Origin of the sequence: Arthrobacter sp. NicSoilB8 (assembly GCF_019977355.1) — a bacterium.
In the GTDB taxonomy this organism is placed as follows: domain Bacteria; phylum Actinomycetota; class Actinomycetes; order Actinomycetales; family Micrococcaceae; genus Arthrobacter.
On sequence record NZ_AP024655.1, the window covers coordinates 4,760,469 to 4,774,973 of the forward strand.

Below are 14,505 nucleotides of genomic sequence, written 5' to 3' on the forward strand. Positions count from 1 at the left end.
CCTCGTTTGTACTCCCCGCCATGGGCCCCCGCAAGGGTAGTGGATACGTGGATTTTCCCCTCCGCCGGCGCGGATGACACTCAGTCGACGTCGGCGCGGCCGTACTCGCGGTCCCAGAGTTCGTGCATCTCCGCGTCCTTGCGAATGGCCTTCACAGCCTCCACCTCCGCCGGTTTCCGGCGCTGCCACTCCCGGGATCCGAGGGTCTTGCGGCCCGCGTCCAGCAGGAGCAGGGCATGGTCCGTCAGTGCGTCGCTGCGGAGTGTGAAGTCCGTTTTCCGGCGCCGCAGGACCTCCTGCAGGGCGGCGCGGGCCGCTCCGTAGGAGCCGAGCCTGCGCAGGGAGCGGGCCCGCACCAGCAGCAGCGCGGCGGCCAGATCGTCGGCGTTCAGCAGCCCTTCCGTGTCCGCGACCACTTCCATATCGAGTCCCAGCTCGGCGGAGAGGGAGCAACGGGCCAGCGCCAGCGGCAGCGAGGGCGGCAGGCCGGCGAGGGCCGCAAGCGCCGCCTCGGCCTGGCCGGTCTCGCGCAGGGAATGGGACAGCGCCAGGAACACGGCCTCCTCGCTGAACAGCACCGGAACCTCGATCCGCTCGGCCACCTCCACCCTGGTGACCACGCCGGCGAGGTGCACGGCGGCGTAGCGGTTGGCGTCGGCGTCGTTTCGCAGGCTCAGGCCGTGCTGCAGGAGCTCGGAGGCGCGCAGATGGCCGCCGTGTCCGTACGCCAGCAGTCCGGCCATGAGGTAGCAGAGACCGGCCCAGCCGGGATAGGTGCGGGCCAGGGCGATCAGCGGGTCCGGATCCGTGCTGCCGAAGATGGCGGCGTGCACGGCTTTCGCCGTCTTGCCGGCTGCCCGGCCGGGGACTTTGCCCAGGCGGGGCACCCCGCCCTCGACGGCCAGCGTCCCGGGAGCCCGGCCTGCCATGAGTCCGGTAACCACGCCGCCCACGTTGCCGGCGAGGCCGCGGACGGGCGTGCGGACCAGTGCTTTGCGGAACGGCGTCAGGTAGCGGGTGTCCGTGTACGGCCTGCGCTGACCCTGAGACTCGATCGCGGGAATGCGGGAGGCGGATTCGCCAAGTTCGGCGCTCATTCCTTCATGGTAGTAGGACCGGCAGGGCGCTGCTAGGCGGCCGAGGCCACCCAGAGGCCGATCACCCAGGTGCTGGCGGAGAGGCACGCGAGGCCGAATTCCGCGATCATGCCCATTCCGGTGGCCTTCAGCGCGGCCCAGCTGGAGGCCACCGCGGTGCCGAACGCCCGCGTGCGCTGCAGCTCGCTGAGCAGCAGCCCGGCCGCGAAGCCCACGAAGAGTCCCACCACAGGGATGATGAACATGCCGGCCACACCCAGCACCAGCCCGACGACGACGGAACGGCTTGGGATGCTGTGCTGCTTGAGTTTCCGGCCGGTCAGGACGGCGCTGGCGGCCATGCCGGCCAGGACGAACACCAGGCCGATCCCGAAGACCACCCAGCCGGTGGTTCCTGCGCCACCCCACAGCGCCCAGGCGAGCAGGCTCAGCCCGATCAGGATGCTGCCGGGCAGGACGGGGACGATGGTCCCGGCCACGCCCACCAGGATGGCGAGGCCGCAGAGCACGGTCACGACGGTCTCGGGGTTCATGGCCCCAGTCTAAGCCGGGTCCGGCCGGCGACGGAGCCTGCGGCGGACCGCAGATCACAGCCGCCCCTGGTGGACTGTAGTGTCCGCACACGTCCACAGAACAACAACATGACAACAGAACAACAAAACGGCGACGGCGGCACTCCCCCCGGAAGCGCCGCCGTCGCCGTGTGCGGCAGTGTGCGGACCTACTCGGCTTCGACCGTCGCGGCGACTGCCGCGGAGACCGCAGGGGCCACGCGGGGATCAAGCGGGCTGGGCACGATGTAATCGGCGGACAGATCGTCCTCGGCCAGTTCGGCGATGGCCCGGGCTGCTGCCAGCTTCATGGCCGGCGTGATCCGGCGGGCGCCGGCGTCGAGGGCTCCGCGGAAGATGCCGGGGAAGGCCAGGACGTTGTTGATCTGGTTCGGGAAGTCGCTGCGCCCGGTGGCGACCACGGCCGCGTACTTGCTGGCGACCTCCGGCAGGACTTCCGGGTCCGGGTTGGACAGGGCGAACACGATCGAGCTGTGGTTCATCAGCTTGAGGTGTTCCTCGTCCAGCTTGGAGGAGGAGACGCCGACGAACACATCGGCGCCGAGCAGCGCCTCGCCCGGGCCGCCGCTCACGCCGCGCGGGTTGCTGCGGGCGGCGAGCTGGCCCTTCTTGCTGGCCGGATCGGCGGCGATGTCCGCCCGGTCCTTGCTGATCGCGCCGCGGGAGTCCAGGAGGACGATGTCGCCGATCCCGGCGGTCAGCAGGATTTCGGCGACGGCGATGCCGGCGGCTCCGGCTCCGGAGACCACCACGCGCAGGCTGTCGAGCGTCCTGCCGGTCACCTTGGCGGCATTGGTCAGGGCGGCGAGGACCACGACGGCGGTGCCGTGCTGGTCATCGTGCATGACCGGGCAGTCCAGTGCCTCGATGAGTTTTTCCTCAAGTTCGAAGCAGCGGGGCGCGGCGATGTCCTCGAGGTTGACGGCGCCGAAGCTCGGGCGGAGCCGGACGAGGGTCTCGACGATTTCGTCGACGTCGGTGGTGTTGAGGACCAGCGGGATGGAGTCGAGCTCCCCGAAGGCCTTGAACAGGGCGGACTTGCCCTCCATCACGGGCAGCGAGGCGCTGGCGCCTATGTTGCCCAGACCCAGCACGGCCGTGCCGTCGCTGACGACGACCACGAGGCGCTGGGCCCACGTGAGCGTCTTGGCGAGCTCGGGCTTGGCGTGGATGGCCCGGCTGACCTGGGCGACACCGGGCGTGTAGGCAATGGAGAGGTCGCGCTTGCTGGCGAGCGGGACGGTGCTGGAAATCGAAAGCTTGCCGCCCTGGTGGGATGCGAAGATCTCCTCGTCGCTGAGCACGGCTACCGTCTCGGCCGGGGAAGTGGAATCGGCGGGAATGATCGTTTCAGTGGACACGTCGTTGTCTCCTGGGACTCACCGTGGGAGCACGGCTCTTGGAAGCTCGGGCATTGGGAATGCCCGAGTTGGTCTGGCGGGGGCGTCGGCGGCGACCAAAGGTGGCGGTCGCCGGTGGAGCCCCCGGAGTTGCTGGCGTCAGCGGTCTCCGGTCCAGCAATGGTAAACAAGGCATCCCTCCGGTTTTGCCGCGCGGTACCCGGTGCCGCCAATGGTGAAACGTTTCCCCGCCCCGTTATGTGACCCAGATCACGCCGACCGGCAGGTTTTGCGGGCTGCCGGTCTAGACCAGTTACGCGGTTTGCGGGACGCGCTGCAGGAGCGAGCAGGCCTTTTTCAGGTCCTCCTCCGCTTCGAACAGGGACAGCCGGCGGCAGCGGACGGCCTGGACCAGTCCGGTGACCGTCAGCAGCAGGACCCGGGCGACGGCGGCGTCGCCGCACGCGGCCGTCACCGCCTTTTCGGCCGTCGTGTCGATCTCGCGGAGCAGCCGCGTGGTGTCCGTGTCCTTGACGTAGACCGCCCGGTTGAGGCACTGCTCCACGGCGGGCTGCATGAGGCGCATGTGGAAGATCTCCATCACGACTCCCACGAGGGCCTGGGCCGCAACCTTTCCCTCTGCCGGCGAGCTCCCGGCGAGCAGTTCGCCCAGTTGCTTGCGGTAGAGCGCAAGGACCAGCTGGGTGGCCGAGGGAAAGTAGCGGTACAGCGTCCCGAGCGGAACATCCGCCTTGGCCGCCACCTCGGATAGCACCACGGAGTCCAGGCCCTTGCGGGCAAACCCGGCGGCTACTTCCAGGATCCGCACGTACCGGAGCCGTTGCCGGGGCAGGGTGGGGGGAGGGGCCATCGGTGGAAGATCTGAGTGAAAATCAGGCATCAGCAGCGTTCCGGGGGTCGTTTTTCTCGGCAGCCGGGAGCGTTCCGCCCACAGCGCTGCCGCGGCAATTGCCGTCCACTATACGCCACGCAACCGGGCGTCCGGCCGGTCCCCCGGGCCCGCCGGAGCCTTATGACGGGATAGCTGGGGCTCAGGCCACGCCCTTGATTTTTACCACGAACACGGCACCAAGAAGCCCGATCACGGCGGCCGCAACATACAGAGCCACGTAGCCGCCCCAGAGGGCCACAAACGGAAACGCGATGAGCGGGGCGAGTACTTGCGGCAGGGAGTTGGCGATGTTGATGACGCCCAGGTCCTTGCCACGGCTCAGCGGCGTGGGGAGCACCTCGGTGATGAGGGCGAAGTCCACCGCAAGGTAGCAGCCGAAGCCGATGCCGAGCACGGACGCGCCGACCAGCGCGCCCGGCCATGTGGGCGCGAACGCAAGAATGAGGGAAGCCACGGCGATCACCACGGACGAGATGATGACCAGCGGCTTCCGGCGGCCCAGGCGATCGCTCAGCCGGCCGCCTACCACGCTGGTGATGATCACCATGACCGCGTACAGGCCGGTCAGGATCAGCACACCGAACTCGGGCTCGATGCCCTGGGTCTCGCGGATCCGGACGGCGTCGTTGAGGAAGAACAGCAGGTAGAGGGTGACCATGTGGTTGCCGATGTTCACCAGCAGGCGCGTCAGCCAGGCCCAGGCAAAATCCGGGTGGCGGGCCGGGGAAATCCAAAAGCCCCGCGCAAAGCCGGTCAGGCTGAAAGGCGGGCGGGCCTGCGCGGGCAGCGGGACGTCGTCGTTCTTGACGTAATAGAGCACGACGCCGGCGAGCAGCGCCGCCGCGGACACGACGTACCCCGCGGCGAAGTTGCCTGCGACGGCGGCGGCGATCACCGCCCCTGCCAGGATCCCAACAGTCTGGCCCATCGCGGCAAGGCCCCCGACCGTTCCCCGCTGGGGGACGGGCACCCGGTCCGGGATGGCCGCGGTGATGGCCGCGTAGGCGCCGTTGCAGCCGGCCTGGACGAGGCACCAGAGCAGCGTCATGACGGCGACGGTCGGTGCGCCCGCCAGCGCGATCAGTGCCGCGGCGCCCAGGACGGCGCCGAACAGCACCCAGGGCACCCGGCGGCCCCGGCGCGAGGTGGTCCGGTCACTGAAGGCCCCGAAGAGGGGGTTGGCGACGAGCGAGACGGCCGCGCCCGCACCCGTCACGAGGGCGAGGATGGCTTCCTTGTCCGGTTCGCTGAAGGCTGCCGCCTGCTGGCCGAGGAGGACCTGGAGCGGGCCGAAGAAGGCCGCGTTGATGCCGACATTGACCAGCACCACCCCGGCCGTCCAGACGGGCCGGACGCGGCGCTCGGGTTCGGCCAGCGCCGGCGCGGTGGTATCGGACATGCTCATGGCTCCCCCTGGAACTGATGATCAGGCGTATGTATCAGTGCGGAGCCAGACTATCGGGACTCGGCAGATCCGCTCGCAATGTGCGAGTCTCGGGGATGAAACCTGCGCCAACCCGCCGCGCCAACCCAAGGAGCACCGTGACCGCACCCGACGTCAACACCGCAGACCTTTACGATGAACGCGGCGAGGAACTCGACTCCATAGCCGTACAGTTCCAGTCCCTGGGCGGACGCACCCACTTCAGCGGCCCGGTCCGGACCGTTCAGTGCTTCGAGGACAACGCGCTGGTCAAGTCCGTGCTGGCGACACCCGGCAACGGCTCCGTCCTGGTGGTCGACGGCGGCGGTTCGCTCCGTACGGCGCTGATGGGGGACATGATCGCGGCGAGCGCCGTCGCGAACGGCTGGGCCGGCGTCGTTATCAACGGCGCCATCCGGGACCGGCTCGCCATTGCGGCGCTGCCGCTCGGGGTTAAAGCCCTCGGCAGCAACCCGCGCAAGAGCGCCAAGGACGGCGCCGGAGACGTTGACGTGCCGCTGGAGATCGACGGCGTGGCCGTCCGCCCGGGCGCGATGATCTGGTGCGATCCGGACGGAATCCTCGTCGAACGCTGAGGACTTTCTTCGCCGGGCGGTAGTAGCGGGAACAAATGAGCCAGTAACATAGTTACTGAAAGCAACTATCAGCTTAATTCCCACACTTCCCCTTGGAGCAGTCATGTCCAAAACCACCTCCGTGCGCGCCGCGGGAGAGGTCCTGACCCACCGTCAGACCGTCACCGTCATGGTGGGACTCATGCTCGGCATGTTCCTGTCATCGCTCGACCAGACGATCGTGTCCACCTCGATCTACACGATCGCGAACGACCTCGACGGCCTGTCCCTGCAGGCCTGGGCCACGACGGCCTACCTGATCACGTCGACTGTGAGCACGCCGCTCTACGGCAAGCTCAGCGACATCTTCGGACGCCGTCCGCTCTACCTCATCGCGATCCTGATCTTCCTCGCCGGCTCGCTCTACGCCGGCTCGGTCCACTCCATGACCGAACTGGCAATCGCCCGCGGCATCCAGGGCATGGGTGCCGGCGGCCTCCTGGCCCTCGCCCTGACCATCATCGGCGACATCGTGGCGCTCAAGGACCGGGCCAAGTACCAGGGCTACTTCATGTCGGTCTTCGGCATCTCTTCCGTCCTGGGCCCGGTGATCGGCGGCGCCTTCGCAGGCTCCGAGACCATCCTCGGGATCGACGGCTGGCGCTGGGTGTTCCTCATCAACCTGCCGATCGGCCTCGCGGCCCTGGCAGTGGTGTTCATGTACCTGCACCTGCCCGCCAAGCACGTGAAGCAGAAGATCGACTACTGGGGCGCCGCCGCCATCACCCTGGCGATCGTCCCGCTGCTCCTCGTCGCCGAGCAGGGCCGCACCTGGGGCTGGAGCTCCGCCAACTCCTACCTCTGCTACGGGCTGGGCGTTGTGGGCATCATCGCGTTCCTGCTGGCTGAAAAGCGCGCCGCCGACTATGCGCTGATCCCGCTGCGGCTGTTCCAGAACATCACCTTTGGGCTGTCCTCGCTGCTGAACTTCATCATCGGCATCGGCATGTTCGGCGCCATCGCGATGCTGCCCATGTACCTGCAGTTGGTCAAGGGCCTGACCCCCACCGAGGCCGGCCTTATGATGATCACCTTCACCGTGGGCATCCTGACCGGGTCCATCACAGCCGGCCGGACCATCTCGGCGTCGGGCACGTACCGGATCTTCCCGATCCTGGGCACCGCGGTCCTGACCGCGGCCGCCGTCGTCATGGGCCTCTCGCTCGGTGTCGACACGCCGCTGTGGGTCCCCGGCGCCATCGCGGTGTTCTTCGGGCTGGGCCTGGGCTTCTGCATGCAGCCGCTGACGCTGGCCATGCAGGTCTCCGTTCCGTCCAAGGACATGGGCGTGGGCACCTCAGCCGCCGCGTTCTTCCGCTCCATGGGCGGCGCGGTTGGCACGGCCGTGTTCATCTCCATGCTCTTCAGCCTAGCCGCGGACAAGATCGCCACCGGCATGAAGGACGCCGCGCAGAACGCGGACTACCTCAAGGTGCTCAAGGACCCGGCCGTGGCTGCCGACCCTGCCAATGCCAAGCTCTACGACTTCTTCAAGAACGGCGCCAGCAACGATTCGCTGAACGACACGAGCTGGCTGCACACCGCCAACCCGACGCTGACCCGCCCCATCACGGAGGGCTTTGCGCAGTCGATCGACGCCGTCATGCTGACAGCCGCCGTGCTCACCGGTATCGCCTTCCTGATCACGTTCGCCCTGCCGAACAAGAAGCTCACGGACCCGAAGTCGGTCGCCCGGGAAGGTGTCTCGGCCGCCGCTCACTAGGGTTTTTTGCCGCAGCGCGGCGCCTGTCCACCGGTATGTAAGCTTGCTCTCACTTTCCGGCCTTGTGACAGGCGCCGCACTGCGTCCGGTGTAAGACTGGGTAGCTGCGGCGCAGGCCGTGAACCACGAATTGCCGAGGGAGCCATATGACCATCACCCAGGACCAGACCGCCGCCAAGATCCCCCAACGGGTGATCTGGCTGGCCGTGGCGGGCGCCGTCGGCGGCTTCCTCTTCGGCTTTGACTCGTCGGTGGTCAACGGCGCCGTCGACGCCATCAAGGAGGAGTTCGCGCTCAGCGAGGCCGTGACCGGCTTCGCCGTGGCCGTCGCCCTCTTGGGCTGCGCGGCAGGCGCCTACCTCGCCGGCAAGGTGGCCGACCGCTACGGCCGGATCCCGGCCATGAAGCTGGGCGCCCTGCTGTTCCTGGTCAGCGCCATCGGCACCGGGTTCGCGTTCGGCGTCTGGGACCTGATCTTCTGGCGCCTGGTGGGCGGCCTGGGCATCGGCCTGGCCTCGGTGATCGCCCCGGCCTACATCTCCGAAATTTCGCCGCGGCACGTCCGCGGCCGCCTGGCCTCGCTCCAGCAGCTCGCCATCACCACCGGCATCTTCGCCGCCCTGCTCTCCGACGCCGTCTTCGCCACCACCGCCGGCGGCGCGGACCAAGATCTGTGGCTTGGCCTGGAATCGTGGCGCTGGATGTTCATGGCCGCCGCCGTCCCCGCCGTCATTTACGGCTGGATCGCCTTCACCCTGCCGGAATCGCCGCGGTTCCTGGTCTTCAAGGGCAAGGACGAAGAGGCTCTCAAAGTCTTCCGGTCGATCGCCCCGAGTGAGGACTCGGACCGCCACCTGCGCGAGATCAGGAAGGCCATCGACGAGGACAAGCTCGCCGGCCAGAAGGGGTCCCTGCGCGGCAAGGCCCTGGGCCTGCAGCCCGTGGTCTGGATCGGCATCATCCTGTCCGTGCTGCAGCAGTTCGTCGGCATCAACGTGATCTTCTACTACTCCACGACCCTGTGGAAGGCCGTGGGCTTCCAGGAAAAGGATTCGCTCACCATCTCCGTGGCCACCGCCGTCACGAACATCCTGGTGACGCTCGTGGCGATCGCCCTCGTGGACCGGATCGGACGCCGCCCCATCCTGCTCGCGGGCTCGATCGGCATGGCCGTCTCGCTGGGCACCATGGCCCTGGCCTTCGGCTCGGCCACGGTCTCGGCAACCGGCTCCGGGGACGCGATCTCGCTGCCCGGCGCGTGGGGTCCGGCCGCGCTGGTCGCCGCCAACATCTTCGTCATCAGCTTCGGCGCCTCCTGGGGCCCGCTGGTGTGGGTGCTGCTGGGCGAGATCTTCCCGTCCCGCATCCGCGCCCGCGCCCTGGGCCTGGCCGCTGCCGCGCAGTGGATCGCCAACTTCGCCATCACCCTGAGCTTCCCCGTCATGGCCGCGGCCTCGCTGCCACTGACGTACGCCATGTACGCGCTGTTCGCGGCGGCGTCGTTCTTCTTCGTGATGTTCAAGGTGCCGGAGACCAACGGCATGTCCCTGGAACAGGCCGAAACGCTGTTCGTCCCCAAGGGTTCCGCAAAGGAGTCAGCCAAGGAGTCCGCAACGGCCTGAGTCCTTCCCTGCAGGCGCAGGCGCTAACAGAAACGCCCATGTTCCGCGGAACATGGGCGTTTCTGTTACCGCGGCTCGCTAGAGCACGTGCGGCTCGTGCTCCGTGAGGTAGCGGCGGCCGCCGTAGACCACGGCGATCGCGACCACCATGGCCAGCGCGCCGGCGAAGAAGGGGACCTGCGGGCCGAAGTGCTCGCCCAGCTGCGCGGCGGCAAACGGTGCCAGGGCGCCGCCCATCCAGCGCACGAAGTTGTATCCCGCCGACGCCACCGGCCGCGGCGAATCGGAAACCCCCATGGCCAGTTCCGTGTAGATGGTGTTGTTGACGCCCAGGAGCGCCCCGGAAATGACCACGAGGACCACGACGGCGGGCACCGAGTGTCCGGCGGCGAGGCCGAGTCCCACCAGGTCCAGCATCAGCAGGGCCAGGGTGCCGGTGAGCACCCGGACGGCCCCGAACCGGTTCTGCAGCACGGGGGCGGCAAACACGGAGCACACGGCGACGGCGACGCCCCAGCCGAAGAACACCCCGCCGATCCCGTAGGCGTCCATGCCCAGGATGAAGGGTGTGAAGGCGAGGACGGTGAAGAAGCCGTAGTTGTAGAACAGGCCGCTGGCCGCCGTCGTCCTGAGCCCCTTGTGGCCCAGCGCCAGCAGCGGGTCCCGGAGCCTGACCTTCCGCCCGGGCAGCGGGGTTTTGGGCAGCAGGGCAATGAGCGCGATGAACGCGGAGGCCATCAGCACGGCGGTGCCGAAGAACGGCGCGCGCCACTGCCAGCCGCCAAGGAGTGCGCCCAGGAGCGGGCCGAGGGAAATGCCCAGTCCGAGGGCGGCCTCGTAGAGGATGATCGCTGTGCCGGCTCCGCCGCTCGCGACGCCGACAATCACGGCCAGCGCCGTGGCGACGAACAGGGCGTTGCCCAGCCCCCAGCCGGCCCGGAAGCCGATGAGTTCGGCCACGCTGCCCGACGTGCCGGAGAGCGAGGCAAACACGACGATCACGGCCAGCCCGATCAGCAGCGTCCGTTTCCCGCCGATCCGGGACGAGACGTAGCCGGTGATCAGCATGGCGACGGCGGTCACCAGGAAATAGCTCGTAAAGAGCAGCGACACCTGGCTCGGCGAGGCGTCCAGGTTTTTGGCGATTGCCGGCAGGATGGGATCCACGAGGCCGATACCCATGAACGCGAACACCGCCGCGAGAGCCGTCGCCCACACCGCCTTGGGCTGTTTGAGCAGTGAGGCTTTCTCGGCCTCGAGGGTAACTTCGGCTGCCGGCAGGGTGTCGGCGGGCTGGCCGTGCATGGGGACTCCTAAATGAGGGGAATTTCGGTTGGGTATCAAGCCTGCAGCGTCGCGTTGATCCTGCCGATGACCGGGAGGGCGGCGGCGAGGGCGGCACGGTCGTCGTCCGAAAGGGACGAAAGGATGCCGGCCATGACAGCGTTGCGGCGCTCGTTGGCGGATTCGACGGCGGCGCGGCCGGCGGCGGTGAGCCTCACCCGGACGGCACGGGAGTCGTCGGGGTCCGGCTCCCGGTGGGCGAGACCGGCGCGCTCGAGCTTGATGATCTGTTCAGTGGCGCTCGGCACTTTGACGCCGAGGTTCCGGGCGATTTCACCCACCCGCACTCCGTAGGCGGAGGCACCGCGGTCAATGTCGCCGTCACTGCCGCTGTCATAGGAAGCAGCTCCTGCGTCCATCAGCATTTTGAGCGTGCTGAGCTGGGCGGCGCTGAGTTCGCCGTCGGCATCCAGGCGGCGGACCAGGTAGATGCTGTGGCGGAGGGCCTCGCGAAAATCCTGGGCGAGGGCGAGAAGGCTGGCGTCGGCCGGTTCATTGGCGTTCATAGTTAGGCAGCCTAACAGTTAGGTAGCCTAATGGTCAATGAGGCGGGCTCGGCAGGAAACGCAAACGCCGGCGCCGCAACCCGGGTGAGTTGCGGCGCCGGCGTTCAGTGCTCGGCGTTATCGAAGGGTCTAGACGACAGCCTTGGCTTCCTCGATGAGGGAGGAGACTGCGGCGAAGAGCGGGTGATCCGGCGCCAGTCCGGTGATCTTCTCCGTGGCCTCATCCGGCGTTGACGCGGACAGGATTTTCGCGAGTTCCACCGCCTCCGTGTCGGCGGGATCGTTGAAGCGCAGGGCCGCGGCGATCGCCCCGAGCAGCGCTTCCGGGACAATCCCGCGCTCGGCCAGCTCGGCGGCCGGCCCGATGAAGCGCTCGTTCCGGCTGAGTTTGCGCAGCGGGGCGCGGCCCACCCGGGTGACGGTGTCCGGCAGGTGCGGGTTGGAGAAGCGGCCCAGGATCTTCTCCACGTAGGCCTCCTGTTCCGCGCGGTTGAAGCCGTGCTTGGCCACCAGGAGCTCCTTGGTTTCGTCCAGGACGGCGCGCACGTCGGCGGCGACGTCCTGATCGGCCATGGCCTCGGAAATCTTGCCGAGGCCTGCCTCGAAACCGAAGTAGGCCGCTGCCGCGTGGCCCGTGTTCACGGTGAACAGCTTGCGCTCAATATACGGCCCGAGGTCGTCCACGAAGGTCGCGCCGGGGATCACCGGTTCCTTCCCGGCGAACGGGGTACGGTCGATCACCCACTCGTAGAACGTCTCCACCGTGACATCCAAACCCTGCCCGGCATCCTGGTTGGGCACAATCCGGTCCACCGCCGTGTTGGCGAACACGGCGGCGGCGTCCAGGGATCCGGCGGCCGGATCCCACTGGGCGGCCACTTCGGACTTCAGGATGTCGGTTGCGTTGATGGCGTTCTCGCATGCCATCACCTGCAGCGGCGCCAGCCCGGTGGCGCGCGCCGCGATGCCTTTGGCGATCACGGGTGCCACGAACTTCAGGATGTGCGGCCCCACGGCGGTGGTGACGATGTCCGCGGTCGCGATTTCCGCGACGACGTCGGCTTCCTGGGTGCCGGAGTTCAGCGCGCGGAAGTGATCGACGGTGCGGACGGCGGGGACGTCCCCGACTTCGTGGACCTGGTAGCTGTCAGCGGCAGCCAGCTGGGTGATGAGGGAGTCCGCGACGTCGGCGAACACCACCTCATACCCGGCCTCGTGCAGCAGCAGGCCCACGAAGCCGCGACCGATGTTCCCGGCGCCGAAATGGACAGCCTTCACTAGGAGTTGACCTTTCCGAACAGGGCCAGGACTTCATCGACCGTGGTGGCCGCCTCAAGCTGCGCCACCTGGGCCTTGTTGGTGAAGACCTTGGCGATCGAGGACAGGATCTGCAGGTGTTCGTTGTTGATTCCCGCCACGCCGACCACGAACTTCACTTCCTTGCCGTTCCAGTCGATGCCGTCCGGGTACCGGATGACCGACACCGCGGACTTCATGATGTGGTCCTTCGCGGCGTTGGTGCCGTGCGGGATCGCGAGGTAGCTGCCCATGTAGGTGGAGACGGACTCCTCGCGCTCGTGCATCGCGTCCAGGTATCCGGAGTCGACGGCGCCGCGATCCAGCAGGAGCTGCCCGGCTTCGTCGATCGCGGCGTCCCGCGTGGTGGCGGTGCCGCTGAGGACCACGCTCTCGGCCACGAGGATGCCCGCGGGACCGGCCTCAACGTCCGAGGCGGCTTCCACAGGCGCTTCTGCCGGCGCTTCCGTCGCGACCGCGGCGGCAGGGGCTGCGGCCCCGGCACCCGCGTCGGCCTCTCCCCCGTCCGTGTTGCTGGCCCTGACCAGCTCCACGATCTCGTCGTACCGGGGGCTGTTCATGAAGTTGTCCACGGACACATGCACGGCGCTGGCGGTCGCGGGCTTGGCCCGCTCGGTCAGGTCCTGATGCGTGATAACGACGTCGTACGTGTCGCTGAGGTTCGCGATGGCCGAGTTGGTGACCTTGACGTCGGGGAACCCGGCGGCCTTGATCTTGTTGCGGAGCACGGAGGCTCCCATCGCGCTGGAGCCCATGCCGGCGTCGCAGGCGAAGACGATGTTCTTGACCGGGCCCGCGAGGACCGCGACACCGCCGGCATTCATGCCGGCCCCGGTAAGGGCGGAGGCAACCGAGCTCTTCTTGCCCTTCAGGGCTTCCATCCGGTGGGTGGCCTCGTCGAGGTCGTCTTCCGCCGATGCCTTGCTGGCCTTCAGGATCACCGAGGCGATGAGGAAGGACACCGTGGTGGCGAACAGCACGGAGAGCGTTACGCCGACGTAACTGTCGCGTGCGGTGGCGGCGTAGACCGCGAGGATGCTGCCGGGGGCGGCCGGGGAGCGGAGTCCGGCGCCGGTGACCACGAGGGTGAAGATGCCGGTCATGCCGCCGCCGATTGCGGCGAAGATCATCATCGGCTTCATCAGGACGTACGGGAAGTAGATCTCGTGGATGCCGCCGACGAACTGGATCACTGCCGCGCCCGGAGCGGACGCCTTGGCCAGGCCCTTGCCGAAGAACGAGTAGGCCAGCAGAATGCCGAAGCCCGGACCGGGGTTGGCCTCGAGCAGGAACAGGATGGACTTGCCCTGTTCGAGCGCCTGCTGCGTGCCCAGCGGGGTGAGGATGCCATGGTTGACGGCGTTGTTCAGGAACAGGACCTTCGCCGGTTCGATGAAGATGCTGGTGAACGGCAGGAGGCCGTTGACCACCAGGAATTCGACGACGGCGCTGGCGCCGTTGCTGAACGCCTTCACCACCGGGCCGACCACCAGCATGCCAACGACGGCCATGATGGCGGCCAGGATGCCGGCCGAGAAGTTGTCGATCAGCATTTCGAAGCCGGGCTTGACGCGGCCTTCCCAGATCTTGTCGACCTTCATCATGAGCCAGGCCGTGAGCGGACCCAGCATCATGGCGCCGATGAACATGGGGATGTCGGTACCGACGATCACACCCATGGTGGCCACGGCACCCACCACGCCGCCGCGCACGCCGTAGACCATCCGGCCGCCGGTGTAGCCGATCAGGAGCGGGAGCAGGTACGTGATGATCGGCCCGACAAGCTTGGCGAGCTCTGCATTGGGGAAGAAGCCCGCCGGGATGAAGAGCGCCGTGATGAAGCCCCACGCGATGAAGGCGCCGATGTTGGGCATGATCATTCCGGACAGGAACGTCCCGAATTTCTGGACGTGTACCCGCACGCTGGTGCGTGGTTTCGCAACTGTCTCTGTTGCCATGTGAATTCCTAACCGTCGTTCCCGCTGCTTTGCAGGATGGTCCGATAATTTCGCC

The 14,505-nt window shown here is 67.8% G+C and carries 12 protein-coding genes; 3 read left to right on the top strand and 9 right to left on the bottom strand.

Annotation, left to right across the window (positions count from 1 at the left end):
• Window positions 1-80 precede the first annotated feature (80 nt).
• The 5 genes from LDO15_RS21505 to LDO15_RS21525 all read right to left on the bottom strand — a co-directional run bounded on the left by LDO15_RS21505 (window position 81) and on the right by LDO15_RS21525 (window position 5,327).
• Window positions 81-1,097, bottom strand: a complete 1,017-nt coding sequence (locus LDO15_RS21505; RefSeq protein ID WP_223982260.1) for a hypothetical protein — start codon at window positions 1,095-1,097, stop codon at window positions 81-83.
• Window positions 1,098-1,129: 32 nt separating this feature from the next.
• Window positions 1,130-1,630, bottom strand: coding sequence for a DUF456 domain-containing protein (locus LDO15_RS21510; RefSeq protein WP_223982263.1), 501 nt, complete (start codon window positions 1,628-1,630; stop codon window positions 1,130-1,132).
• 188 nt (window positions 1,631-1,818) lie between these two features.
• Window positions 1,819-3,030 carry an NADP-dependent malic enzyme gene (locus LDO15_RS21515; protein WP_223982266.1) on the bottom strand — a complete coding sequence of 404 codons (1,212 nt, stop codon included), beginning with the start codon at window positions 3,028-3,030 and terminating at the stop codon, window positions 1,819-1,821.
• Window positions 3,031-3,322: 292 nt separating this feature from the next.
• Complete coding sequence (locus LDO15_RS21520) at window positions 3,323-3,910, bottom strand: TetR/AcrR family transcriptional regulator (RefSeq protein WP_223982269.1); 588 nt, start codon at window positions 3,908-3,910, stop codon at window positions 3,323-3,325.
• Window positions 3,911-4,061: 151 nt separating this feature from the next.
• Window positions 4,062-5,327 (bottom strand): MFS transporter, encoded by a 1,266-nt coding sequence (locus tag LDO15_RS21525; RefSeq protein ID WP_223982271.1) that lies wholly within the window; start codon window positions 5,325-5,327, stop codon window positions 4,062-4,064.
• Window positions 5,328-5,422: 95 nt separating this feature from the next.
• Here LDO15_RS21525 and rraA point away from each other — a divergent pair, with 95 nt between their 5' ends.
• The 3 genes from rraA to LDO15_RS21540 all read left to right on the top strand — a co-directional run bounded on the left by rraA (window position 5,423) and on the right by LDO15_RS21540 (window position 9,325).
• Window positions 5,423-5,941, top strand: coding sequence for a ribonuclease E activity regulator RraA (gene rraA / locus LDO15_RS21530; protein WP_223982275.1), 519 nt, complete (start codon window positions 5,423-5,425; stop codon window positions 5,939-5,941).
• Between the two features lie 103 nt (window positions 5,942-6,044).
• Window positions 6,045-7,703 (top strand): MDR family MFS transporter, encoded by a 1,659-nt coding sequence (locus tag LDO15_RS21535; RefSeq protein WP_223982277.1) that lies wholly within the window; start codon window positions 6,045-6,047, stop codon window positions 7,701-7,703.
• 146 nt (window positions 7,704-7,849) lie between these two features.
• Window positions 7,850-9,325, top strand: a complete 1,476-nt coding sequence (locus LDO15_RS21540; protein WP_223982279.1) for a sugar porter family MFS transporter — start codon at window positions 7,850-7,852, stop codon at window positions 9,323-9,325.
• A 78-nt stretch (window positions 9,326-9,403) separates the two neighbouring features.
• Here the strand turns inward: LDO15_RS21540 and LDO15_RS21545 are convergent, their stop codons facing one another.
• The 4 genes from LDO15_RS21545 to LDO15_RS21560 form a co-directional block, all read right to left on the bottom strand.
• Window positions 9,404-10,630: an MFS transporter gene (locus LDO15_RS21545; RefSeq protein ID WP_223982281.1), complete on the bottom strand. Its 1,227-nt coding sequence runs from the start codon at window positions 10,628-10,630 to the stop codon at window positions 9,404-9,406.
• Between the two features lie 35 nt (window positions 10,631-10,665).
• The gene (locus LDO15_RS21550; protein WP_223982283.1) at window positions 10,666-11,175 is read right to left on the bottom strand and encodes a MarR family transcriptional regulator; all 510 of its coding nucleotides are present in this window, start codon (window positions 11,173-11,175) and stop codon (window positions 10,666-10,668) included.
• A gap of 129 nt (window positions 11,176-11,304) precedes the next feature.
• The gene (locus tag LDO15_RS21555) at window positions 11,305-12,453 is read right to left on the bottom strand and encodes a mannitol-1-phosphate 5-dehydrogenase (protein ID WP_223982284.1); all 1,149 of its coding nucleotides are present in this window, start codon (window positions 12,451-12,453) and stop codon (window positions 11,305-11,307) included.
• Window positions 12,453-14,450, bottom strand: coding sequence for a PTS mannitol transporter subunit IICBA (locus LDO15_RS21560; RefSeq protein WP_223982286.1), 1,998 nt, complete (start codon window positions 14,448-14,450; stop codon window positions 12,453-12,455). The genes LDO15_RS21555 and LDO15_RS21560 overlap by 1 nt, the downstream gene beginning before the upstream one ends.
• Between the last annotated feature and the right edge of the window lie 55 nt (window positions 14,451-14,505).